At 62.6% G+C, this 23,498-nt stretch carries 17 protein-coding genes; 14 read left to right on the forward strand and 3 right to left on the reverse strand.

Annotated features, from left to right (window positions below; translation table 11 throughout):
• Position 1 precedes the first annotated feature (1 nt).
• The 11 genes from JNK74_21290 (at position 2) to JNK74_21340 (ending at position 11,149) form a co-directional block, all read left to right on the forward strand.
• Entirely contained in the window at positions 2-790 is a 789-nt protein-coding gene (locus JNK74_21290) for an ABC transporter permease (GenBank protein ID MBL7648719.1), read from the forward strand.
• 7 nt (positions 791-797) lie between these two features.
• Complete coding sequence (locus tag JNK74_21295) at positions 798-1,598, forward strand: ABC transporter ATP-binding protein (GenBank protein ID MBL7648720.1); 801 nt, start codon at positions 798-800, stop codon at positions 1,596-1,598.
• A gap of 50 nt (positions 1,599-1,648) precedes the next feature.
• On the forward strand, positions 1,649-2,890 hold the full coding sequence (locus JNK74_21300; protein ID MBL7648721.1) for an MCE family protein: 1,242 nt from the start codon (positions 1,649-1,651) through the stop codon (positions 2,888-2,890).
• A gap of 80 nt (positions 2,891-2,970) precedes the next feature.
• On the forward strand, positions 2,971-3,537 hold the full coding sequence (locus JNK74_21305) for a membrane integrity-associated transporter subunit PqiC (GenBank protein ID MBL7648722.1): 567 nt from the start codon (positions 2,971-2,973) through the stop codon (positions 3,535-3,537).
• A gap of 24 nt (positions 3,538-3,561) precedes the next feature.
• Complete coding sequence (locus JNK74_21310; protein ID MBL7648723.1) at positions 3,562-4,359, forward strand: hypothetical protein; 798 nt, start codon at positions 3,562-3,564, stop codon at positions 4,357-4,359.
• Positions 4,360-4,449: 90 nt separating this feature from the next.
• Positions 4,450-5,052, forward strand: coding sequence for an acyloxyacyl hydrolase (locus JNK74_21315; GenBank protein MBL7648724.1), 603 nt, complete (start codon positions 4,450-4,452; stop codon positions 5,050-5,052).
• Between the two features lie 352 nt (positions 5,053-5,404).
• Positions 5,405-8,077, forward strand: a complete 2,673-nt coding sequence (locus JNK74_21320) for a DNA translocase FtsK 4TM domain-containing protein (GenBank protein MBL7648725.1) — start codon at positions 5,405-5,407, stop codon at positions 8,075-8,077.
• Positions 8,074-8,541: a helix-turn-helix domain-containing protein gene (locus JNK74_21325; GenBank protein MBL7648726.1), complete on the forward strand. Its 468-nt coding sequence runs from the start codon at positions 8,074-8,076 to the stop codon at positions 8,539-8,541. The genes JNK74_21320 and JNK74_21325 overlap by 4 nt, the downstream gene beginning before the upstream one ends.
• Positions 8,542-8,796: 255 nt before the next feature.
• Positions 8,797-9,411: a CDP-diacylglycerol--glycerol-3-phosphate 3-phosphatidyltransferase gene (gene pgsA, locus JNK74_21330; GenBank protein ID MBL7648727.1), complete on the forward strand. Its 615-nt coding sequence runs from the start codon at positions 8,797-8,799 to the stop codon at positions 9,409-9,411.
• Positions 9,408-10,532 (forward strand): alanine racemase, encoded by a 1,125-nt coding sequence (alr, locus tag JNK74_21335; protein ID MBL7648728.1) that lies wholly within the window; start codon positions 9,408-9,410, stop codon positions 10,530-10,532. Before pgsA ends, alr begins: the two co-directional genes overlap by 4 nt.
• 98 nt (positions 10,533-10,630) lie before the next feature.
• Positions 10,631-11,149: an NYN domain-containing protein gene (locus JNK74_21340; protein ID MBL7648729.1), complete on the forward strand. Its 519-nt coding sequence runs from the start codon at positions 10,631-10,633 to the stop codon at positions 11,147-11,149.
• Positions 11,150-11,214: 65 nt separating this feature from the next.
• On the opposite strand, the gene JNK74_21345 is transcribed toward JNK74_21340, so the two are convergent.
• From JNK74_21345 to JNK74_21355, 3 genes are all read right to left on the reverse strand, one after another.
• Complete coding sequence (locus tag JNK74_21345; protein MBL7648730.1) at positions 11,215-12,507, reverse strand: hypothetical protein; 1,293 nt, start codon at positions 12,505-12,507, stop codon at positions 11,215-11,217.
• Between the two features lie 54 nt (positions 12,508-12,561).
• Positions 12,562-16,833: a protein kinase gene (locus JNK74_21350; GenBank protein MBL7648731.1), complete on the reverse strand. Its 4,272-nt coding sequence runs from the start codon at positions 16,831-16,833 to the stop codon at positions 12,562-12,564.
• 202 nt (positions 16,834-17,035) lie between these two features.
• Positions 17,036-18,400: an MFS transporter gene (locus tag JNK74_21355; protein MBL7648732.1), complete on the reverse strand. Its 1,365-nt coding sequence runs from the start codon at positions 18,398-18,400 to the stop codon at positions 17,036-17,038.
• A 316-nt stretch (positions 18,401-18,716) separates the two neighbouring features.
• Between JNK74_21355 and ftsH the strand changes: the two genes are divergently transcribed.
• The 3 genes from ftsH (at position 18,717) to JNK74_21370 (ending at position 23,139) form a co-directional block, all read left to right on the forward strand.
• Positions 18,717-20,699, forward strand: a complete 1,983-nt coding sequence (gene ftsH / locus JNK74_21360; protein ID MBL7648733.1) for an ATP-dependent zinc metalloprotease FtsH — start codon at positions 18,717-18,719, stop codon at positions 20,697-20,699.
• A 211-nt stretch (positions 20,700-20,910) separates the two neighbouring features.
• Positions 20,911-21,747 carry a dihydropteroate synthase gene (gene folP, locus JNK74_21365; protein MBL7648734.1) on the forward strand — a complete coding sequence of 279 codons (837 nt, stop codon included), beginning with the start codon at positions 20,911-20,913 and terminating at the stop codon, positions 21,745-21,747.
• Between the two features lie 48 nt (positions 21,748-21,795).
• Positions 21,796-23,139, forward strand: coding sequence for a phosphoglucosamine mutase (locus JNK74_21370; GenBank protein ID MBL7648735.1), 1,344 nt, complete (start codon positions 21,796-21,798; stop codon positions 23,137-23,139).
• The last annotated feature ends 359 nt before the right edge of the window (positions 23,140-23,498 follow it).

A 23,498-nucleotide genomic window follows, 5' to 3' on the forward strand; every position in this document is an offset into this window, starting at 1 on the left:
CATGTCCGCCCTACTGGGACACACAGGCCGCGCCACGCTGAACGGCCTCTTTGCCGCGGCCACGGTCTGCGTGTTGATGGTGGACACCGTCAATTGGCTCCTGTGGCAGCCCCTGCGGGGCAAGGGCCTGCGCGTGCGGAGTACCGTGGAGCATTTCGTGGAGTTCGGCGTGCGCTCCCTGCCCATCGTGGGGCTCATCTGCGGGCTGATCGGCATCATCATGGCCCTGCAGGCGGCCTACACGCTGGAGAAGTGGGGGGCGACCCAGCTCATCGCCGATCTGGTGGGCATTTCGGCCCTGCGGGAGCTGGCGCCGCTCATGACCGCCATCCTGATTACCGGCCGCTGCGGCTCGGCGATCACGGCCGAAATCGGCACCATGAAGGTGTCCGAAGAGATCGATGCCCTCAACGTCATGGGTCTCAATCCCACCAAGTTTCTGATCGTTCCCAAGTTCCTGGCCATGATGATCGCGGTGCCCTGCGTGACGGTGCTGGCCATGCTCATCATGATCCTGGGCGGCTTCTTTGCCGGCGTGGTGCTGGTGGGCGTGGACCCCGGCATCTACTTCCGCCAGACGGCCGAAGCCCTGACCCGCATGGATCTCGTCTCCGGCCTGGTCAAGAGTTTCTTCTTCGGCATTACCATCTGCTGGGTGGGCGTGTATCGCGGATTTCGCGTGGACGGCGGCGCCGAGGGCGTGGGCCGTGAAACCACCTCGTCCGTGGTGACGTCCATTCTGATCATTATCGTCGTGGACCTGGTCTGGACGGCCCTGTTCTTCTCCTGAGGACCCCATGAGCGTCGAACCCGACAATATCATCGAAGTGCACGATCTCCGCGTGAAATACGGCGATCGCACCGTGCTCGATGGCGTGAACCTCACCGTGAAGCGCGGCGAGGTCTTCGTCATACTCGGGGGATCCGGTTGCGGCAAGAGCACGCTGCTCAGGAATCTTGTGGGCCTGATGCGGCCCCATTCGGGGAAGATTCTGTTCAAGGGGCAGGATTTTACCGCCATGAACGACGAGGAGCGGGTGGAGGCGCGCAAGCAGATGGGCATGTGCTTCCAGGGTTCGGCCCTGTTCAATTCCCTCACCATCGGCGAAAACGTGGCCCTGCCGCTCAAAGAGCACACGCGCCTTGAGTCGTCCACAATTGATATCATGACCAAGATCAAACTGGAGTTGGTGGGTCTGGGTGGTTTCGAGCGATTCATGCCCTCGGAATTGAGCGGCGGCATGAAAAAGCGCGCGGGCCTGGCCCGGGCCATGGCGATGGATCCGGAGATCATCTTTTACGACGAGCCCTCCGCCGGCCTGGACCCCATCGTGGGCGCGGGCCTGGACATGCTCATCCGCAAGATGCAGAGCACCTTCAACCTGACCAGTGTGGTGGTGACCCACGAGATGGAGAGCGTGAAACTCATTGCCGATCGTGTGGTCATGCTTGACAAGGGCAAGGTCATCGGCCTGGGCACGCTGGAAGAAATACAGAGAATCGATCACCCTTTTATTGAACAGTTTTTCGCGCGACGACCCGATGCGGAAGGCGAAGACACGGCGAAGTACCTCCAGTCGCTCACGAGCACGGAGTAGCGGAAAGCGCCGTTGTCCGCGCGATCGAAATGAAGCGGAGCGAACAGGCTATGGCCAGTAAGAAGTACAATTTCACCCGGACCGAGTTCACGGCGGGCCTGATGGTGATTGCCAGCGTGGCGGTGCTCGCGGGCTTCGTGGTGGTGATAGAGAATCTCCGCGCCGAGCCGGAATATAAGACGCTCTATGCGCGCTTTACCAGCACGGTGGGGCTGAACGCCAACGCGATGATCCGCTTCGGCGGCCTGGAAGTGGGCACGGTCGCATCGGTGACCTATGATCCGGAGGACCAGTCCCAGATCCTGCTGGAATTGAAAGTGGACCCCAAGACTCCGGTGAACGAATCGAGCCGGGCGACCATCGAGCAGACCACGCTCACCGCGGAGAAGCATCTGGAAATCTCCACGGGCACGAAAGATGCCGCGCTGGTTCCGGCGGGTGGCGATGTGCAGGTAATCAACAGCGGCTATGGTTTCATTGATATCCCCAATGTGGATGGTCTCGTGGGCGGCAGCGAAATGCTCATCGCGGATCTGCGCGATTTCATCGGCGTGGAAGCGGCCAAGAAGGGCGAGGCCGAGGGCAAGGGCGAGCTCGCCAGCATCGAGCGCCTTGCCGGCGATGTTCGCGCGCTGCTCGGTGTGCGGGAGGCCCTCGAGCGGCACAAGGCCGACGGCTCCGAGCCGATTAATGTGGCGAAACTCACCGAAGACCTCGCCAAGCTGCTCGGAGTGGAAGAGGCGGAGAAAGAAGCGGCGGCCGGGGGCGATCCCCTGCCCAGCGTCACGCGGATCACGGGGGATGTGCGCGATCTTCTCGGTGTGAAACAGGCGAAGGCGGAAGCGGTGGCGGGCGGCGCGGACCCGGCCAATGTGGAAAACATCATCGGCAATGTGGATGGCATGCTGGAGAAGTACGATCCCCAGATCGGGACCATACTGGAGAAGGTTCCGCCGCTTCAGGATTCGGCGACCCGCGTGATGACGGGCGTGGCCACCACGCTGGAAGACAACAAGGAAAACATCGACAAGATCGCGACGGACGTGAGCGGTGTTACCGCCACGTTGAATCAGGAGTTGGAGAAAACCATTGCGGCGCTCACCGCCACGCTGGAACATGTCCAGTCGCTCAGCGGCGAGACCGAGGAGCTGGTGCACCAGAACCGGCCTGCGATTGAAGATCTGATGGGCGATCTGGGCCACCTGATACAGAATTTGAACGTGCTGCTGGAGGACCTGAAGGCCCATCCGCAGGCGATAATCTTTGGCAAGCCCGAAAGCGGGCGGAAATAACAGTACGGGCATGATGCCGCAACACCGAATGGGCCTTACGGGTCGCAAGAGCCGCCCAGGGTCGCACCAGGAATACTGAAATGAACGTCACTCACTTCAAGCATATTTGCCTCGCGCTGGCTGTGGTGGGCCTCGCGGCGGGTTGCGCCACGGCCCCCGGCCCCAATCTGTACACGCTGAACATGACCCCCGCGTCGGGAGACAGCGGCGGGGTCCAGATCGCCGTAGGTCGCCTGCGCATTTCGGAAGCGCTGCAGAACAAGCGTATCCTGATCAAGAAAAGCCCGACCGAGATTGAGTACTACGCGGCGGCGCAATGGGCCGCCGGACTCGATGAACTGCTCGCGGAGAAGCTCGGCGCGGAATTTGGTCAGCCGGACCCCGCTGGAGCCACCTGCGTGCTCTCCGGCACCTTGCTGGCCTTCGAGCAGATCGACGGGGCCACCGGGGCCGAGGCCCACGTGCGCTTCGCGGTCGAGATCCGCAAAGAGGGCACCAGCTACTATTCGCCGCCCGCGCTGGCGAAGACCTATGACGTGCGGCTGCCCGTGGCGGAGCCCACGGCGGGCGGCGTGGTGCGGTCCCTCTCCGAATGTCTGGAGCAAGTCGCGCGGGAAATCGTGGCGGACACGTCCGCCCTCGGATAACGGGCCTGGCCCAGGGAACAGAGGATGACGGCAAACGGCAAGCTGCAGGAACACCTCTCCGACTACGAGCGGGTCGTGTGTTACCACACCCTTCCGCGGACGAATCATCCGCTGACGCTGGGTCTTATCGTTGCCTATGCGGTTTGCCTGCTCGAGGCGGTGGCGGCGATTGGGGTGGGCGTGTATCTTGAACGCCCGAACTGGCTGCGTATAGGCTCCATTTGCTTTGTCGGCCTTATCCTCTTTGGCATCGTGGTCTTCACCATCCGCGCCTTTCTCAATGAGCTCCGCTCGCGCAAAGCGCTGGCGGCGGCGGAAGGCGTGCCCGACGCCCGGGAATCCGCCCAGGATTTTCCCGATCCCTTCGAAAGTCATATCCTCCTGCACCATCCCTCCCATACCCGGGGTACGCTGTTCAGCCTGACGGACAATCACGACACGAGCGGCTATATCGTGGAGATCGCGCCGAGCCATAAGGGCTGGAAGATACGCGACATGGAGTCGGGACATCAGATCCGCGTCCAGATGGAAAAGGGGGGGCGGAGCTTCCGCTTTGGCGGCGTTCTGCCGGCCGTGGCCCGGGTCTTCCGCGAGGGGGAGGAGGTGGCCATTCTCCGGCGCCCCTTCACCCTGAGCGATCTGGAGGTGCAGATTGAATCCACGCGACCTTCCGGCCCCGTGCTCCAGTTGCGAAACAAAGGCTTTTTCGCCGATAATCGGCTGGTGGGCCGCGTGTATAACCTTCGGGGTTCCTGCTACCTCGATATCGATCAGGCCTATTTCAATGAGGGCGTGCTCGCCTATTTTGTGACGATGTCCTGACCGCGCGGTACCGTAGGCGGGTAGGCGCGAAAGGTACGGATTCGGATCGTATTCGCAATGGCAACATGAGACAGGGGAGTTTCCCGCACAATGAAATGTTCTTTTTTTCTTTCGATGATGGTCGCGGGCGCGGCGCTGCTGCTGTCCGCAACTCCCGCCAGCGCCGGCCTCGATATGAAATCGGGCATGTGGCGCCTGGAATTGAACAACGACTTTGGCGTCCACCAGGGCAGCCAGGATCGCTCCGGCGACTACACGATTAACGGTATCGTGGAGTATGAGGTGCCCGCAACGCCCCGAACCACGCTCGGGTTGCGCATGATGCCTCTCTTCGTTTATTCCCAGGATGGGGACGACGACTACCGCCGCTTTCGGGAGATTTTCGAAGATGACAACGACGATGACGGCGACACGGTCTGGGGCGGCGGATTCGGGCTTGCCGGTCGTGTCTATCAGGTGAAGGACGAGTACCGCGGCTGGTACGGGGAGGCCAGTGTGAGCACCCTGATACACAGCAATGAGTTTAACGGGAACAACTCCAACATCAACTTTGTCACGGGCCTGGGCGTGGGCTATCAGTTCAAATCGGACTGGCACGTGCAACTCCACTATCAGCACATCTCCAATGCCAGCCTGGGCACGAAGAACTCCGGCGCCAATTCCCTGGGCATCGGCGTGGGCTACCGCTTCTAGCCATCGCGCACGGATAGGGCGCGCCGCGCTCGGCGTTGATTCTCCTTGTGACGCGTTCTTCAGTTCACGTTGCGCACCCACCCGTCGTTACGTGCCCGGCCCCGGTAGCCTTTTTGCAGCGGTCCGCACATAAAGCATCCGTGTCGTGCATTAATCGATTTTCACATAAAGCGGACTGCGGGCGTATTTCGTGGCATTTGACCACTAAATACCCATATGTTGTGGTTGGCACTTTTGGGCTAAGTTACATTTAGTGTTTTTGGCCGGATCAAGCACAATATTTAGTTGCAAGACCACAGGTTCTCTGTTACCATAGCCCTACATTAATGCTGACTGTGATCGGATTTCCGCTGTGGCCTCTTCCATGAACCTTCCCGTCGAACGAAAATCGGAATATATGGGGATTGTGGTCCTCGCGCTGACAGGATTGCTCTTCCTGGCCCTGGTCAGCGATGGGTATCAGGTCCGCGATCAGGTCACCCGGCCATTTGATGAGATCCTGAGTGTTTCCAATGGGTTAGGGGCTCCAGGGGCCTTGGTGGCCGGCATATTCGCCATTCTGGTCGGCGATGCGCGGCATGTAACCTACTCGCTCACGTTCATCTGGGCACTGATGTTGATCAGTCGCCATCCTCTGGGGCACTTGTTACCCCGCATGCTCGGCGCCGGTCTGGCCATTGTGGCGGTCGCCGGCTTTCTCCAGCTCAATTTCCGGGCGGGCACCTCCAATATTTATCCGGGCGGCGCCATTGGCGCCTTCGTGGTGGACAAGCTCAACTACTACCACTTCGGTTATGCGGGCTCCAACGTAATCATCTGCTCCCTGATTCTGGTGGGGCTGCTCCTGGCCACGGAGTATATGTTCCTCTACCTCTACGTCGTGGTCCGACATGTCAGTGTATTTGCCTACCGCACGTTTGTCATGGTGCGTGAGGCCCGTGCACGCGCCGCGCTCGAATCGCCGGCGACGCAGCTTCCGAAGTCCCGCCGGGTCGGCCGGATACCCCGGCAGGAGTCCCTGCCCCTGGTGGAAGCCGCGCCCGCGCCGCTGGGCTACGAGTCCACCGATCCCGGGTTTGATGAAGAGGAAGAGGTGGAGCCCGTGGCGGTTCCCACGCCGGATCGCCATGCCCGGATTAACGTGCGCGTCGCGCCGGAAGTCCCGGTTGCCGTGGACGATGAAGCGCCCTTTGATGCGGTGCCGGATATTACCGATGACGGCTACGACGACGAGGAAGACGAGGTCTTTGCGGGCGAATCGCTGGCTTTCGACCTGGATCCGCTGGAAGACGACGTGGTTGCTCCGGATTCAACAGACGACGAATACGGCTACGAAGAGGAGGAGACGGAGGATTCCGCTCCCTTCGATCTGGAAGAGGAAGAAGAAGCCGAAGAAGAGGCGCCCGTGGTGCTTGCGCCTCCCGCCCGGGTTGCCCGGGCCGCCGCTGCAACCCCTGCGGCCACGGAGAGCGCCGCACCGGCCCCGAAGGTGCGCCGCCCCCGCCGGAAGGTGGTGGAGAACGAAGAACTGCCTCCCGGATACGAGTATCCGCGCCACTACACGCGCCCGCCCATGGACCTGCTGGACGAGCCCGAGGAGCGGGTGGTGGAGAATCTGGCCGAGACCCTCCGGGCCACCAGCATTCTATTGGAAGACACCCTCCAGACCTTTGGGATTGAGGCCCGCGTGACCGATGTGACCCGTGGCCCGACCATTACGCGCTACGAGCTGGAGCCCGCGCCGGGCATCAAAGTGGCCCGTTTCCTGGCCCTGGCCGACGATATTGCGCTGGCGCTGAAGGCCCACCGCATTCGCGTGGAGGCGCCCATCCCCGGCAAGGGCCGCGTGGGTATTGAAGCGCCGAATACGGAGCGCGATCAGGTGCTGATCCGTGAGTTGCTGGAATCCCAGGGCTTCAAGCGGGGCAAGGGCAAGCTTAACCTTGTGCTGGGCAAGGACATCACGGGCGAAGTGAAGATCGCCGATCTGGCGACCATGCCCCATCTGCTGGTGGCGGGCGCCACGGGCGCGGGCAAGACGGTCTGCGTGAAGGCGCTGCTGGCCAGCCTGCTCTTCAAGCATACGCCGGACGATCTCCAGCTTATCCTCATCGATCCGAAAATGGTGGAATTGTCCATCTTCAACGACATTCCCCACCTCATCACGCCCGTAGTGATCGATCCGAAGAAGGCCTCGCTCGCGCTGACCTGGCTGATCAACGAAATGGAAGAGCGCTATCGCCTCTTTGCCGATCTGCGGGTCCGCAATATCGAAGTATACAACCAGAGCGTGGAGAACGGTGAAATCGAGCTGGACGGCGACGAGGACGACAACGACGCCCAGTCGCTCCACATCGTGCGCCGCCTGCCCTATATTGTTTGTGTAATCGACGAGCTGGCCGACCTCATGATGCTGGCCCGTTCCGAGGTGGAAGACTGCATCGCGCGCCTGGCCCAGTTGGCCCGGGCCGTGGGCATCCACCTGATCATCGCGACGCAGCGCCCCTCTGTGGACGTGCTGACCGGTGTGATCAAGGCCAACTTCCCATCGCGCATCTCCTTCCAGGTGTCGTCCCGGGTGGACTCGCGCTGTATTCTGGATGAAATCGGCGCGGAACGGCTCATCGGCATGGGCGACATGCTGTATCTGCCGGCGGGCCAGTCCAAGCCCACACGCATTCAGGGCGCCTTCGTGAGCGACGAAGAGATGAACGGTCTAATCAATTACTTGAAGCGGCAAGCGCCGCCTCAGTATAAGGATGAAATAGAGAATTTCGGGAAAAGTAAGGAAAAAGCGGACGATATCACCGACGAGCCCGATGATCTTTTTGAAGATGCCGTACAGGTGGTGATGGATACCGGACAGGCCTCCATTTCCATGGTGCAACGGCGCCTTCGAGTAGGGTACACTAGGGCTGCGCGGTTGATTGACATGATGGAACGCAAGGGCATTGTGGGGCCCCATACGGGGAGCAAGGCCCGCGAAATCTTGGTTGATGCGGTGCATATAGAAGAAAGCTCATGAACCAGTACGATTTTCCAGGACATAGGCTACGGGAACAGCGGGAAGCATTGGGACTTTCCCTGCTGGACGCGTACCATGAGACTCACGTGCCGATCGAGTACCTGACCCATCTCGAAAACGGGCGACTCAACGAGTTGCCCGCGACGACGTATACGGTCGGGTTCCTGAACACCTATTGCCAGGTGCTTCAGCTTTCGGCGGAACCCTTCATTGTCGCCCTGCGGTCCTGCCGCGCGGCGGCGCCGGAGCCGGTGTATTTCAGCCGGGGCGGCCTTGTGAGTCCGCCCGGGGCGCGCCCGCTCTGGGTGAGCGACGCCCTGACCTGGGGGGCCATCTGCGCCATCCTCTTGCTGGGCTGGGTTTCGTACTCGGTGGTGGTCAAACCTTTCGCCGAAAGTGGCGAAAAGCGCGTGGACGCCGGCACCATCGCCGTCGAGCCGCCCGCCCGTTTCGACGCGGAATAAGTTCTCACTTCTGGTCGCTCGCGCCGTTCCGGTGCGGGAGACGTTTTCCCTTTTTTCCCCCTTCCAAGTCTGTCGCCGGGTTTCCATGCGCGCTCACCATCGCAAGGACATCGGCGATGGGAGGGACGGCAGAAAAACACGTCCCTGTAGTCGCTGTCGTCCCTGATGTCCCGCTAATCCGCAGGGGTCACGCCTGAACAGACGCCCCGCCCGGCAGGTGAATCCCGCGCTTCGGGATGGTACAATGCGGGGGCTATGAATCTTCCCAACCAACTTACCGTGGCGCGGTGCATCATGACCGCGTTCTTTGTCGCGCTGTTTTCCTTCGACAACGTCGTGTGCTATGCCGTCGGCTACGTTATTTTCGTGGTTGCCGCCATTACCGATTACTACGACGGCAAGATCGCCCGCGAGCGAAACCTGGTCACCAATTTCGGCAAGCTGCTGGATCCCGTGGCGGACAAGGTGCTGGTCGTTTCGGCCTTTGTCATGTTGCTGGGGATCCCGGCCATGAACGTGCCCGCGTGGAGCGTGGTGATGATACTGGCGCGCGAGTTTCTGGTGACCGGCGCGCGGGCCCTGGCGGCGGCCGACGGCACGGTTATCGCCGCAAACAAGCAGGGCAAGACGAAGACACTCCTTCAGATGATCTACGTGTGCACCTTCCTCTTCTTCGCCGTGGTCCTTCAGGGGCTGACCCAGTTTCCTGCGGCGCTCTCCGTGTTGCCGGGCGGCGTGGACCCCTGGATCCGCGGAATCGGCGTGGCGTCCCAGTGGTCGATAATATTTGTGGCCGTGTACACGGTCTACTCCGGCATCGTCTTCGCCCGTGAAAACTGGAAGGTGCTGGGACTCGACGAAGTGTCATGAGCGCGGGCATCCACGCATCGCGCGCGATAGTCGATCTGGGCGCGTATGCCCATAATCTTGGCGTGGCGCGACGATATGCGGGAGCCCGTCGCGCGTTCATGGCGGTAATCAAGGCCAACGGCTATGGCCTGGGCGCCCTTCCGCTGGCCCGCCGCGCGCTGGACGCGGGCGCGTCGATGCTCGGCGTGGCCACCCTGGACGAAGGGGTCGAACTGCGCCAGGGCGGCATAGAAGAGCCCATCCTCATACTGATGCAGCCCGCCCCCGAGACCCTCCACGTGGCGGTATCCCACGCCCTCACGCTCACGCTATGCGACGTCGAGGCCGGTCGGCTGCTCGGCGATCTGGCGCGGAAGGCGGGGCGTGTGGTGCCCGTCCACTGCATGGTGGATACCGGCATGAACCGCCAGGGCTTCTCCCTCGAATCCGCCGTGCGTGATATTCCCGTGCTGGCCCGCATCGCCCATTTGAATATTGAAGGCATCGCCACCCACTTTCCCATCGCGGAGCGGGCGCAAGATCCCTTTACGCTGGGCCAGGTCGAGGCGCTCCGGGGTGTGCTGGCGCGATTGGACGAGGCGGGCGTCCCCTATGACATGGTGCACGGCGCCAACAGCGCCGGCGTGATTAACTACGGCGACAGCCTGTTTACACTGGTTCGCCCCGGCATCATGAGCTACGGAGTTTGGCCCACCGATGCGCGCCCGGAAAATAATCCCCTGCGCCCGGTACTGCGCTGGATCACGCAGGTGTCCCAGATTCGCACGATGGAGCCCGGCGCCACGGTGAGCTATGGCCGGACCTATACCGCCGAAGAGGGTATGGTCGCGGCCATGCTGCCGGTGGGTTATGCGGACGGCTATCGGCTGGCCCTGTCGAACAAGGCGGAGGTGTTGATTCGCGGTCGACGCTGTCCCGTTCGCGGGCGCGTTTGCATGGATCAGATGGTGGTGGATGTGAGTCATGTCCCCGGTGTGGTCTCGGGCGACGAGGCGGTGCTGGTGGGGAAGCAGGGCGAAGACGAGGTCACGGTGGAGGCGCTGGCGGAATGGGCCGGCACGATCCCCTATGAGATATTGACTGGGATAGGCCGGCGCGTGCATCGAGAGTATGTCGGGTAGGGACAGCGTTGCTTGATCGCGGTGGCGCCCGACGTCACTGATTCAGGTCCGCATAGATTCTCTCGTTCTTGTGCCCTGCAATTTGGAGACTACCAACCATGGCGGAAGTACATCTGGTGGACGGCTACAACGTCCTGCACCAGTCGCAGAAGCTGCTTCACCTGGTTCGCCAGGACATGGAGACGGCGCGGGAAGCCTTTATCGACAAGGTGGCCCATTTTTGTATCCAGACGGGAAAACACGTGGTGGTGGTCTTTGATGGCCGGGGGCCGCAGGTTATTCAGAAGGTGGCCCACAACCGCAGCGTGCCGTCGCTGGAGGTTTTGTATTCGCCGGGGCACCTGACGGCGGACGCGGTCATCGAGCGGATGGTGTACAAGACACCGAGAAAGATGGACGTGGTGGTGGTAACGAGTGACCGGGGCGTGCGGGATCTCTGCCGGGGCATGGGCGCTCTGGTGATGGACGCGTCGCATTTTCTAAGCAGCCTGGACGAGACGAAGTCGTCCATACGCGAAACGGTAACGCAGACGCGCAAGCCCGCACCCGCCCATCTGGAAGAGCGTCTCGATGCGGACTCGATAGCCCGGCTCCAAGCGCTGCGCAAAAAACTTTAAACCCCCGCCGGGGGCATCGAGTTGCCCCGGCGAGGGCGGAAAACAAGCCGTAAGGGCGGCGAGCATCACGGCGGGCAGTTGCCCAGCGGGGCGGTGTTGCAGTACTCGTCCAGCATTCCAATGCATTGCCCGGGCGCAATGCAGATGAGGTTGTTCACCTTTTTCATCAGGGTGAGCTTCGCCTCGTGCTGGCGAATTCGCGTGGCGAGATCGGCGCGGGAGGCGGGAGAGCCTTCGGGCTCCGGCGGCGCGGTGTACAGGCCCTTCAGGTCCAGGTGCCCGTAGCGCTCGAGGAATACGTCGATGGCGTCGGCGGCGGCGGCATGATCGAAGTCGTGGAGCATGAAGGGGAGGCAGATCTCGGGCTTTACATCGAGTATGCGTTGGAAAGGCACGAGCACCTCCGGGGGTATGCCGGGATCCGAATAGACTTCCCGAAAACTGAGCGCCGAGGACGCCGGGTCCCGCAGCGCATCCAGAATCTGGTCGAGAGCGGCCACGATTCGATCCCGCTCCAGGGGGGTGAACCAGTAGTCCCGGTCGGCCAGCACCCGCGCCCGGAAGTGGGGCAGGACTTTTGGATTGGTCATCGGCAGATCGAAGAAATCCCCGTAATTGAGGCCCGCCATGAGAAAAGCCATGGTGTTGATCTTGACGTGAACATCCTTGAATAGGAAGGCGTTTTCCGGCGGAACACAGGAGCGCACATCCCAGCGGTCATCGGCGGGATCGCTCACGTAGCCGGGGGCGGCGGGTTTGCAGATTCCCACCAGATCGATCAGGAGTCCCGCGCGTTTGGCGCGCACCATGACGCGGTTGAAGTTGGACTTAATCGCCGGGGCGGGGGACCGCTCGTAGAGGTCCGCGAGGGTATAGGTTGGTCCGATCAGGGCGAGGAGCTCGTCGAGACACGCCTTCGCCAGGGCGGGGTCGAAGCCGGGCTGTACAAAGGGAACGCAGATCCGCGGGGACACGGAATCCAGCTCCCTGAAAAGGGGAATCAAGGTCGGAAAATCGTCGCCGGGCCGCGTGCTCAGGTCGTGGAGTGTGACCGGATCGGGCAGGGCCTCAATCGCCCGCAGTACCTGATCCAGCGCGCCCAGACAGGCGCCCTGTTCTCCTTTCGACAGGAGTTTTTCCGATACCATGGCCGGGCGCGCCAGATGGCCCAGCACGTCGGACAACACGTCCAGCGCGGGCCGCCGATAAAGGGCTTCAAAGGTCATTCCGGCCGTGGCATTGGCCAGGACCGCCACCTTTCGATACGTGTCGCGAAAGCGGGTGTAGTGTCCTTCTCCCATGCGCAGGAGGGCGGGCTCGATATCCCAAACATCGTTTGCAGAAAAACAGGTTCCCATGGTTCAGACCTTTCTTGGTTGCTCCCCTCCGCCCGCATACGTTGGACTGGTCCGTCACGAGATGGACCAGGTCAAGTCCAGTATTTGAAAGCGATCCCGAATCACCCGGACGCGTACTTCCCCGGTGAATCCCTTTTCCAGTGCTCCGGTTGCGCGCTCAACCCCCTCAAGCAACCGGGTATAGCTGGTGACGCCTTCGCCATTGATGGTCGCGATGCAGTCGCCCACGCCCAATCCAAGAGCCGCCAGGTCCCGCGTTTCTTGAAGGGTATCCGTCTCGGGCAGCCAGATGCCCTCCAGCGTATCCGGCCCGTCCAGGCCGGCGCCCAGGCCGTTGCTCAGTTGCTGGTTGTACAGCGACAGGAATTTCTGTTGACTGCGCAGCAGTTTGGCCGTGTTGGTCAATGCGGTGAGGGCGCGATCCCGAGTCACCTCGATGGTTCTGGCAAAGGATACCACCTCCGTCCACCAGTGCTCGATATTGATCTCGGCTCCCGCCCGCGCGAGGGACAGCGTAAGGGAGTCTCCGGTGGATCCGGCGAAAGCGTGGAGCCCCGCCATGAGGACATTGGCATTGGCGCAGGGCGCGCCGTTAAGTTTTGTGACGGAATCGCCGGGGAGCAGCCCCAGCCGAGCCAGGGGGTTGGTGCTCCTTTCAATATAGATCTCGCCGTCGCTGTTTCCCCCGCCCTTCGCGAGGCGCTGAATCGCTTCTTCCACAACGTGGGCGGGTGTGAAGGCGATGATGGGCTGCTGGTGAAGCGAGTAGTCCCACGTGGTCTGGGAACGGGAGCGCTTGTATCGGTTCAGGACTTCAGCGGGCACACCGTCGGAGGCCGAGATAGATTTCGGGAAAACCGGCAGCGCCGATATGGCGTCCACCTGATTGCCAACGAGAATGCGGTTGTGGTCCGGGTCCAGAAGCAGGGATGCCGTTCGGTAGTCTTCCGACGGTGAAGGCGCGGCAATTTGCTGTCCGGATTCCGTATCCCACATCATGAACCCGCCCGACCTCGCGAGACCGAGCAAGCGTTTACCGTCCCGGCCAAAGCCAAGCGAGGTCAGCGTCACGTTGGACGCACTCAAGGGAAGGGAGTCCGGTGGCGTCTTTACGGCGAAAATCGCGGCGGATTCACCCTCAAGAGACGCGGCCACCAATTCGCCATCGGGACTGCAGACCAGCGCGGCAACGGGGGAGCCCGCCGTGCGAATTTCCCGCTGGATGGAGCCGGAGCGGCTGTCCCAGAGAAGGATTCGGCCCGCGCGATCCCCGGTGGCGATCATGGCGCCCTCCGGCATGACGGCGAGGGCCAGAACACGCTCCGCATGGCCGTCGAATCGCAATACCTCCCGGCCCGAGGCGCTGTCCCAGAGATATACCGATGAATCGCCGCCCAGCGCCGCCACCACCTTTCCGTCCCGGCAGTATTCAAGTGCGCGGATAGGGCCCGGGCTACCCGTCCACTGCGTCAGTACTGCCCCATCGGGTAAATGGAGCACCCTGGCCGTTTTCGGGCCCAATGTCGCCACAGCCTTATCGCCCGCCGGGCTGATGGCGAGCTCCATGCCGAGGTTGGGCTCGAAGGACGCCACGGTCAATATGGGCTCCAGGGAAGAGGCATCCAGAAAGCGCGCCATACCGTTCGAACTGCCCGCCCCGATGAGGGGAAGCGCTTCGGAGCGGGCCAGATCCACAATTCGGTGCGGGGACGCGCCCACCGCCGCGCCGCCCGGCGCGGGGACCTGCCATGCCTTGACCGCCGCTTCGCCCGCGCAGGAATAGAACATCGCGCCGTCTTCGTCGAAGACCCCGGCGCGCACCCAGTGCGAATGGCCTCTCAGTGCGGCTACCGTCACCCCGTCTTTCGTCTGGTAAATCCGTATCTCATTGGGCGTGGCGGCGAGGGCAATCCGCTCGCTGTCCGGGCTGAAGGCCAGAATGCGGGAAAGGGAACTGTCTTGCACCGTGGCCACCGGCCTGCCCGTCGCTACATCGAAGACCCGCAGTACCCCATCTTCCGCGAGCGCGGCGACGTGCCGGCCGGCGGGGCTGAGGACGGGTTGCCCGGGTTCGGCTGGAAGTTCGGGGCTCTCGAAGAGGAGCGCGCCCGACTCCAGTTCGCGTACTTCGATCACCCGCCCGCTCCGCAGGGCGAAACGCTCGCGGTCTTTGCTGAGGGAAGGTCCGTAACCGATGAACTCCTGTTTCGCCTGGCCATTGGTCACGTCCCACAGGACGGTACGTCCGCCCCGGTCCGAAGTGATGGCCAGGTTGCCGCTGCGACTCATCCCGAAAACCTGACACGCGGCGTCGTGGGCCTCAATCCGCCGTACCAGGGCGCCGCTACCGCAATTCCAGACCAGCAGGGCCCCCTCACTGGTGCCCGAGGCCAGCAGGGTGCTGTCGCCGCTGAACACCACACTGTCGAAAGAGGCCCCGGTCAGGGTGAATTCCTGGGCGAGACGGTAATTCTGAAAATCATATAGCTGCAACACGCCGTCCACCCGCCCTATGGCCAGCCAGGCGCCGTCCGGGGAGACCGCCGCCGTGGCGCCCATCACGTTGGTGAGGGGGATGCGGTGCAAAGGATTGAGGTCGGGACGCGCCCGAACCACCAGCTCATCCTGGATGCTCAACGTGAGGAGTCGCCCGCCCGGCGCGGCCCACAGACGGTCCACATCTTCTTCCTGATCCACATTGGTGGCGTAGTCCTGGTTGCACTGCTCGAAAAGCAGGCCCCACTCCAGATTGCGCTGGGCGGCGGGCTGTTCGAGCAGCAGGTCCGCCGCCATATCGAAGGCCTGGCTCTCGATATAGTTTGCCGCAAGCTGAATACTGGCGCGGTAGGCGCTCTGCTCCGCTTCCGCGCGGGCGCTTTCCGCGGCCACGCGCTGCAGCCGCTCCCGGTGGTTTGCCTCGAGTATATTGATATAGGCGGCAATCGCAACGACCAGCGTGACGGCGGCGGCCGTCATGGCCGTGTTGCAGAGGGCCCGGTTCCGCCGGTAGTAGTGGCGTATCAGTTCTCCGGTGGTATATTCGTAGCCCTGGACGAGCGCGCCGGTGGTGAATCGGGTGAGCTCGTCCGCCAGTTCACCGGCGGAGGCATAGCGCCGGGCGGGATCGCGGGCCATGGCTTTGGAGCAGATTGCGGCGAGGGCGCGGGGAATATCGGGCTCGTGGGTGTGCACGCTCGGGGGGGTGTCCGTGCGTACTTTCTGGAGCACCACGCGGCTGGTGGTGCCGGTGAAGGGCGTCTTCCCGGTGATTACCTCATAGAGAACGACGCCGAGGGAATACACGTCCGAAGGGGGCCCCACATCGTTCATGCGCCCCTCGGCCTGCTCCGGGGCCATATAGTGGGGCGTTCCGACGGGCACGCCCGCCGCGGTCAGGCGTGGGTCTTCGGGCCGGGCCGCAAGCTGCGCCTCGGTGAAGGTCGCCAGGTCGGCGGCGAAGGGGTCTTCCTGATTGAGGACCCGGGCGAGCCCCCAGTCGATGACGACGGTTTCGCCGAAGGCGCCCACCATGACATTGGAGGGTTTGATGTCCCGGTGGATGATTCCCTTGTCGTGGGCGTAGGCGATGGCCTGGCACAAATTGATGACATGGGGCAGGAGCTTGAGGCGCTCGCCGAGGTGTCGACATTCGCGGATCGCGTGATACAGCGACTGACCGCGCACGAGCTTCATGGTGTAGTAGTGAGCGCCGTCCGCGCGGCGGCCGAGCTCATAGACGGGCACGATGGAGGGATGTTCCAGACTGCCCGTGATCCGCGCTTCCCGCAGGAAGCGCTGCACATCGAACGCCGAGATTTGCCGGTCCCTTCCGCCCGGCACGGTCGCGTCGCCCGTGCCGAGGGCCGGCGCGAGTTCTTTCATGGCGATGGTGCGATTCATGCGCTCATCGCGCACGATAAGGATGCGGCCCATTCCGCCGCGATCATGTTCCACCGGATCGACATAGCGCGCCGCCGCATCCTCGGAGTCCAGATCCACGGATTCCGACAGGGTGCGCCACGCCGCCGGGGGGCCGGCCAGCGTGTCCATCTGGTGGAGTTCGGTGTCCTCCCCGCCGCCGCGTCCTTCGAGCTCCGCCAGGGCGCTCGCGGCGTCTCCGTCGTGGCTTTCGAGGAGGCGTGCTACGACGGCGCGTATGCGGGCGGAGTCGAGTTCGGAGAGGAGGTCGGCCCGAACGAGGGCTCGTGCGAATTCTTCCTCGGAGGTATCGCGGTGATGCTGGAGTATGGGATCCACGACGTCGCCGGCCACGAGTTGGAGGTCCACCGCGACGCGTCCGAACAAGAAATTGATACCATTGGCCATGCGTTTATCCCGATCGGTCGCACCCGACGGCTGCCAGTGAGGCCCCGAGTATTCACCGGCGCACCCACCGGAGGCGTCCAAGGGGTTTCATGGACACGCATGGGATGGGCGGGCCGACCGCGCCTTCATTGCGCACTGTAGTACCCGGTATGCCTTATTATAGTGGGCGTGTCATGCGGCTGGCAATCATGACGGGCGGGAATCAAGAACTTTCGGCGGCATGGAGGGTTGGCGTGGGCAGCTTGAGGGCCATCACCAGGGGGACGAGGACAAACAGTCCGCCCAGGCAATAGGCGAAGACGGGCCCGAGCCACCAGTAGAGCGCGGCCGCGAAAAGGGGGCCGATGGCCCGGGCGAGGGCCCCGAGGGAGCGGAAGATACCGAGGACGCGCCCCTGCTCCTCGGCGGGGGCATAAGCGCTGGCCAGGGCAGTGAGGCAGGGGGTGGCCTGGGCCGAGCCGGCGGCCAGCAGGGCCAGGCCGAAGTAGAGGACGAGCTGGCTGCGCATGCCGCCGGCGGCGCCAATGACGAAGAGGGCGGGCACGACCATGACCAGCCCGTGGAGCGTCATGCGGCGTGGCCCCACCGTGTTGGAGCGCCTGCGCACATAGCCGCCCTGGATGAGCACCAGGATGCCCCCGACAAAGAGGAACATGAGGGCGTTCTGCTTCGGGCCGTAGTCCAGCCGCTCGTGGGCGAGGAAGGTGAGGGAAAACTCCATGCCGGAGAAGGCGAGGAGAAAGAGGAAATAGGTGAGGTTGGTGCGGGTCACGCCGGGGTAATCCACGGTGCGCAGCAGCGCAAAGGGATTGGCGCTCCGCTCGGGCCGGGGTCCTGTGGCCAGGCGGCGGGTTTCGGGAAGGCGCAGCCCCGCGAAGACCAGGTTGAATGCGGTGAGGACCAGGGCGATAAGGGCCGGCATGGAGAAGGGGTTTACGCCGTAGTCCGCCAGGGCGGGGTACATGGCGGAGAGGTCGATAGAGGCCGAAATACCGCCCACGGCCGGTCCGATGACAAAGCCGAGGCCGAAGGCAATGCCGATCACCGCCATGCCCCGGGAACGCTCCTTGAGGTCGGTGATATCGGCCACGATGGCGGTGGCGGTGCTGATATTGGCGCTCATTATGCCGCCCAGGAGCCGCGCGGCCACCAGGAGCTCGAAGCTGCCCGCGAGGAACCATATTACGTAGGACACGAGGATCCCGACGAGGGAAATGATGAGGACGGGGCGGCGCCCGATCTTATCCGACAGGGCGCCGAAGAGTGGGGCGCCCAGGAATTGGAGGAGCGAATAGAGAGAGCCCAGCAGCCCGCCGAAGAGGACGATGATCCCCCAGTGTCCGCCGCCCAGCCCGATGTAGTCGGTGATGGACTGCAATGAACCATAGAAGGCGGCGAATAGAGGAGACGGGGGAGACTGGGTGCTGTAGTACTCAAGCATACCCGGGAAGAGGGGGAAAATGATGGAGAAACCGATGAGATCGACGAAAAGCGTCACGAAGACGATCTGGAGCGTCGATTTCCGGTTTAACGGCGCCATGGGCGTGGAATCAGAATGAGCGGTCATGGAAAAAGCACTTCAGGGCCTGGGGGAAGTCGCTGATCGGGCCGGCGCCCGGAGCGCGTGATCATACTCCCACGTCGGCGGACTTCGCAAAGGCGCATCCGGGGCCCGGCGAACTTACATTGTTTGGGTCGGTTGCCTGTGTTATGATGAGAATTGAGTTCAAGTGGTTGAACCTGTGGAAGTTGCCCACTACGCTGCCGGGTGCTGGTCTTTGGCGTGTGTCCCCGGCCCCGGCCGAATCCGTAGATCTCTTTCTTGTTTCGTAGCGGGCACGAAACGGCTGCCAATTGCCTAAGATAAGGTATTTGACTTACTTATGAATGGTTTGTTCAAGCAAGTTTCCCTGTGGATCGTCCTGGGCATCATTGTTGTGCTCGTGCTCACGCGATTCTCCGATCTGAACCCGAAACCCGCCATGAAGGGCCAGGCGGACTTCGTCGAGCAGATGGAGGCCAACAATATCGCCGATCCGGTGAAGGTTTCCATCGGCGAGAAGAGTGTCCGGATCTACGCCAAGTTCAAAGAGCCCGTCGGCGAGGCCAAGCAGACCGATTTTACCTTTACCGTTCCGGAGTTTCGCCCCGAATGGGAGAAGAAACTCGATGAGCAGAAGGTTAAGGTCGATTTCTCGGAAGAGAACAACATGTTTGTCAACATGGTGTTCCAGATTGTACTTCTCCTTTTGATTATTGGCGCGTTCTGGTTTTTCATGATCCGCCAGATGCAGGGCGGCAACAACAAAGCCATGTCTTTCGGCAAGAGCCGCGCCCGCATGGTCAATCAGGGCGACAAGACGGTCACCTTTGCGGACGTGGCCGGTGTGGATGAGGCCAAAGAGGAGCTTCACGAGATTATCGAGTTCCTGAAGGAACCGAAGAAGTTCACCCGCCTGGGCGGCAAGATCCCCCGGGGTGTTCTCCTCGTGGGCCCTCCCGGATCGGGCAAGACCCTGCTGGCCCGTGCGGTGGCGGGTGAGGCGAGCGTACCTTTTTTCAGCATCAGCGGTTCTGATTTCGTGGAGATGTTTGTCGGCGTGGGCGCGAGCCGTGTGCGCGATCTGTTCCAGCAGGGCCACAAGCACGCGCCGTGCATCATCTTTATCGACGAAATCGATGCGGTGGGTCGGCAGCGCGGCGCCGGTCTGGGTGGCGGTCACGATGAACGCGAACAGACGCTGAACCAGCTCCTGGTGGAGATGGACGGGTTTAACACGAACGATGGCGTGATTCTGATCGCGGCGACGAACCGTCCCGACGTTCTGGATCGCGCGCTGCTTCGTCCGGGGCGTTTTGACCGGCAGGTGGTGGTGGCGAACCCCGACATAAACGGGCGCAAACAGATATTGGATATTCACATCAAGAACCAGAAAGTGCCCATGGATCCCGACGTGGACACGTCGATCCTGGCGCGGGGTACCCCCGGTTTCTCCGGCGCGGACCTGGCCAACATGGTGAACGAGTCCGCTCTGCTGGCGGCCCGGCGCAATCAGGACAAGGTCACGATGATTGACTTTGAGGACGCGAAGGATCGGGTCATGATGGGCCCGGCGCGCAACAGCCTGGTGATGAGTCCGGAGCAGAAACTTGCGACGGCCTACCACGAAGCGGGCCACGCCCTGCTGTGCCAGCTTCTGCCGGATGCGGATCCCATGCACAAGGTGACGGTTATTCCGCGCGGGCCCGCGCTGGGCGTAACCAGCAGCCTGCCCACGGAGGACAAGTACTGCGTGAGCAAGAAGTGGTGCCTGGCAAACATGATCATGACCATGGGCGGTCGCGCGGCCGAAGAGATTATCTACGGTGAGTTTAACAGCGGCGCGTCCAACGACCTGAAGCAGGCCACGCACCGTGCCCACGCCATGGTGTGCGACTGGGGCATGAGCGAGCTCGGGCCCATCAGTTTCAGCAGCAGCGACGAGATTTTTCTGGGCCGCGACTTCAGCAAGACGCGCGATTACAGCGACGAGACCGCGGCGGCCGTGGATCGTGAAGTGCACCGCCTGCTGGAGGAGGCCTACAGCGCCGCGAAGAGTCTGCTCCTGAAGCATGTGGACGTGCTCAAGGCGCTGGGCGACGCGTTGTACGAGCGTGAAACGCTGGATGCGAAGGAGGTGAACGCCATCATCCGCAAGGTGGGCGGCCCCGACTTGATTCCGCCGGATCCCGAGCCCAAGTCGTCGGCGAAGGAAGGGGTGGACATCGCCCCGGAGTCGACGGACGCGCTGCAGGAAGCGAAGCCGGAAGAGGAGAAGTCATCCGACTCGGTTTCTCCGGGCGGGATCCTTCCGGACACCATCTGATTTCGGCGTGTTCTCTGATTGTATTGAGATGCGTGTTGAGCGCGTCTTTTGCGCAGCATTATTGCAGGGACAGCAGGGACGGCAGGGACTTCAGGCGAGCGCGTTGTCGCCGTCTCTGGAGGCCCTGATGTCCCTGCGGTCATAAGCGCCGACTAAGCAGTCTTAAATTTTGCCCTGGCGCGCAACGTTTCCGAGAGTCTTCCCGCCCCCTATGAATCGTTATTCACCGCTCTATGCCTCCTCCGTGCTCAACCGGGGTTCCGCTCTGATCATGGGCATCGTGAACCTGACACCCGATTCGTTCTACGACGGCGGGCGGCTGGGCGACGTGGCGGCGGCGCGGGATCATGCCCTGTCGCTGGTGGCCGATGGCGCGGATATCCTCGATCTGGGTGCGGAATCGGCACGGCCCGGCGCGGAGCCTGTGACGGCCGCAGAGGAGCTGGCCCGGCTCCTGCCGGTGCTGGAGGCGCTTTCGGAATGCCCGGTGCCCATCTCGGTGGACACCTACCACGCGGCTACGGCCCGGGCGGCGCTGGCGCGGGGCGCGGCCATGATCAACGATATCAGCGCGTTGCGCCATGATCCGGCAATGGCCGAGGTCATTGCGGAGTCGGGCTGTCCCTGTGTGCTGATGCACATGCAGGGGACGCCGCGGAACATGCAACAGAATCCGCGCTACGGCAATGTGGTGGAGGAGATAGGTGCTTTTTTCGAGGAGCGCCTGGCGGCGGCGATGGCGGCGGGGATCACCCGTGAGCAGATTTGGCTGGATCCCGGTTTTGGATTCGGCAAGACGGTGGCGCATAATCTGACCTTGTTGAAGGAACTCGCCGCGTTCCGCCGTTTTGGATTGCCCGTACTGATCGGCACGTCGAACAAGTCGACCATCGGCGCGGTGCTGGGCGCGGAGGTGCATGATCGAAGCGAGGGAACCGCGGCCACCGTGGCGGTATCCATCGTGGCGGGCGCCCACTGTGTTCGGGTTCACGATGTGCGGGCCATGGGCCGGGTGGTGCGGATGACCGAGGCGATACAGCGGGCGTAGGTCCCCGCCCGGCGCGGTTTTAGAGCAGGAACTTAAGGAGAGAGAGGCATGCCCGATCGATTGTTTGGCACCGATGGAATCCGCGGGAAGGCGAATATCCACCCGATGACGGCGGAGATGGCGCTCAAGGTGGGCCGCGCGGCGGGTCACCTGTTCCAGAACGGCAGCGGCCGCCACACCATACTTATCGGCAAGGACACGCGCCGCTCCTGCTACATGCTTGAAAACGCCCTCACGGCGGGATTGTGCTCCGTCGGCATCAACGTGCTCTTGACGGGTCCTCTGCCCACGCCGGGTGTTTCGTACATCATGCGGAGCCTTCGCTGCGACGGGGCCATCATGATTTCCGCCTCCCACAATCACTACGCCGACAACGGCATCAAACTTTTTGGCCGGGACGGCTACAAGATCCCCGACGAAGCCGAAGACGAGATCGAGCGCCTGATCGTCACAGGCGAAGTGGACAAACTCCGACCGACGGGCAATGACATTGGCGTGGCCCGGCGTATTGATGACGCGGTGGGCCGCTACATCGAATTTGTGAAGGCCTCCTTTCCGAAGGGCATGCGGCTGGACGGTCTCCGCATCGTGGTGGACTGTTCCAACGGCGCGACCTACAAGGCGGGCCCGAACACCCTGCGCGAGCTGGGCGCGGAAGTGATTGCCATCGGCGATCGCCCGGACGGCAGCAATATCAACGAGGACGTGGGATCGGTGCACCCCGAAGAAATGCGCGCCACGGTGATCCGCGAACGGGCCGATCTCGGCATTGCCTTTGACGGCGATGGGGATCGCCTGGTTATGGCCGATGGGAATGGCAGGCTGCTTGATGGCAATGCCTTGTTGGCGATTCTGGGAATTGATCGCCTGGAGCGCGACGAACTGCCCGAGAAGACCATTGCCACGACGATCATGGCCAACGGCGGGCTGGCCCGGGCGCTGGCGCCGCTGGGCGGTCGGGTGGTCCACACGCAGGTGGGTGATCGCTATGTGGTGGAGGCCATGCGCGAGCAGGGCCTCGCTATTGGCGGCGAGTCTTCCGGCCACATGATTATTCTGGACCACAACACCACGGGCGACGCCATCATCGCGGCGTTGCAGGTGCTGGCGATCATCGTGCGCAAGGAGCAGCCCCTCACGGACCTGGCCCACGCCTATCAGGAAATGCCGGAGAGCCACCAGAAGATTCCGCTCAATGGCCGTCCGAAACCCTCGCAGGAATCGCTGGACGCCCTGGTGGAAGAAATCCGCGACGAACTCGAAGGCAAGGGCCGGGTGGTGATCCGGCCTTCGGGGACGGAGCCCATCGTGCGTATCATGGTGCAGCACCAGGACGCCCGCGCCGCCCAGACTTTGACGAAGCAACTGGCCGACCGCGTCGCGGCGATGTAACGATGCGCATGGCGGTGGGGGACTGCATCGGTGTGGACTTGGTGGACTGAGCGCGGCCTTTGGCTGCAACCAGGATCACCACGGACGTGCCCCGCGATCCGGCAACGCCGGTTCGTGTGCCCATGGCGAGGTTTTCCTGGAGTCGTAGCGATAACTTGACCGGCCCTTTTGCGCCACTTCCCAACATGCCGAAGTCGAGCATCGCTCGTCAGCCCCAGGTAGACCAGCCGCCCGGTCATGACATGTATTATTGCCCTTGCGTGCGAGGCTCTTGGCACACGAACCGGCGTTGCCGGATCGCGTGGCACGCCCGTCGTTTTCTTGTACAACAAAAAGTGTTGAGGGATCGTGTCCAGGAC

This window comes from Candidatus Hydrogenedentota bacterium, assembly GCA_016791475.1.
Lineage (GTDB): Bacteria > Hydrogenedentota > Hydrogenedentia > Hydrogenedentales > JAEUWI01 > JAEUWI01.

What these genes read in the sequence shown, in the direction of transcription:
- JNK74_21310 (MBL7648723.1), top strand. Translation starts at nt 3,562, where the DNA reads ATGACGGCAAACGGCAAGCTGCAGGAACACCTCTCCGACTACGAGCGG.
- JNK74_21300 (MBL7648721.1), top strand. Translation starts at nt 1,649, where the DNA reads ATGGCCAGTAAGAAGTACAATTTCACCCGGACCGAGTTCACGGCGGGC.
- JNK74_21340 (MBL7648729.1), top strand. Translation starts at nt 10,631, where the DNA reads ATGGCGGAAGTACATCTGGTGGACGGCTACAACGTCCTGCACCAGTCG.
- JNK74_21295 (MBL7648720.1), top strand. Translation starts at nt 798, where the DNA reads ATGAGCGTCGAACCCGACAATATCATCGAAGTGCACGATCTCCGCGTG.
- JNK74_21305 (MBL7648722.1), top strand. Translation starts at nt 2,971, where the DNA reads ATGAACGTCACTCACTTCAAGCATATTTGCCTCGCGCTGGCTGTGGTG.
- JNK74_21290 (MBL7648719.1), top strand. Translation starts at nt 2, where the DNA reads ATGTCCGCCCTACTGGGACACACAGGCCGCGCCACGCTGAACGGCCTC.
- JNK74_21315 (MBL7648724.1), top strand. Translation starts at nt 4,450, where the DNA reads ATGAAATGTTCTTTTTTTCTTTCGATGATGGTCGCGGGCGCGGCGCTG.
- folP (MBL7648734.1), top strand. Translation starts at nt 20,911, where the DNA reads ATGAATCGTTATTCACCGCTCTATGCCTCCTCCGTGCTCAACCGGGGT.
- alr (MBL7648728.1), top strand. Translation starts at nt 9,408, where the DNA reads ATGAGCGCGGGCATCCACGCATCGCGCGCGATAGTCGATCTGGGCGCG.
- JNK74_21325 (MBL7648726.1), top strand. Translation starts at nt 8,074, where the DNA reads ATGAACCAGTACGATTTTCCAGGACATAGGCTACGGGAACAGCGGGAA.
- ftsH (MBL7648733.1), top strand. Translation starts at nt 18,717, where the DNA reads ATGAATGGTTTGTTCAAGCAAGTTTCCCTGTGGATCGTCCTGGGCATC.
- JNK74_21345 (MBL7648730.1), bottom strand. Translation starts at nt 12,507, where the DNA reads ATGGGAACCTGTTTTTCTGCAAACGATGTTTGGGATATCGAGCCCGCC.
- JNK74_21370 (MBL7648735.1), top strand. Translation starts at nt 21,796, where the DNA reads ATGCCCGATCGATTGTTTGGCACCGATGGAATCCGCGGGAAGGCGAAT.
- JNK74_21355 (MBL7648732.1), bottom strand. Translation starts at nt 18,400, where the DNA reads ATGACCGCTCATTCTGATTCCACGCCCATGGCGCCGTTAAACCGGAAA.
- pgsA (MBL7648727.1), top strand. Translation starts at nt 8,797, where the DNA reads ATGAATCTTCCCAACCAACTTACCGTGGCGCGGTGCATCATGACCGCG.
- JNK74_21350 (MBL7648731.1), bottom strand. Translation starts at nt 16,833, where the DNA reads ATGGCCAATGGTATCAATTTCTTGTTCGGACGCGTCGCGGTGGACCTC.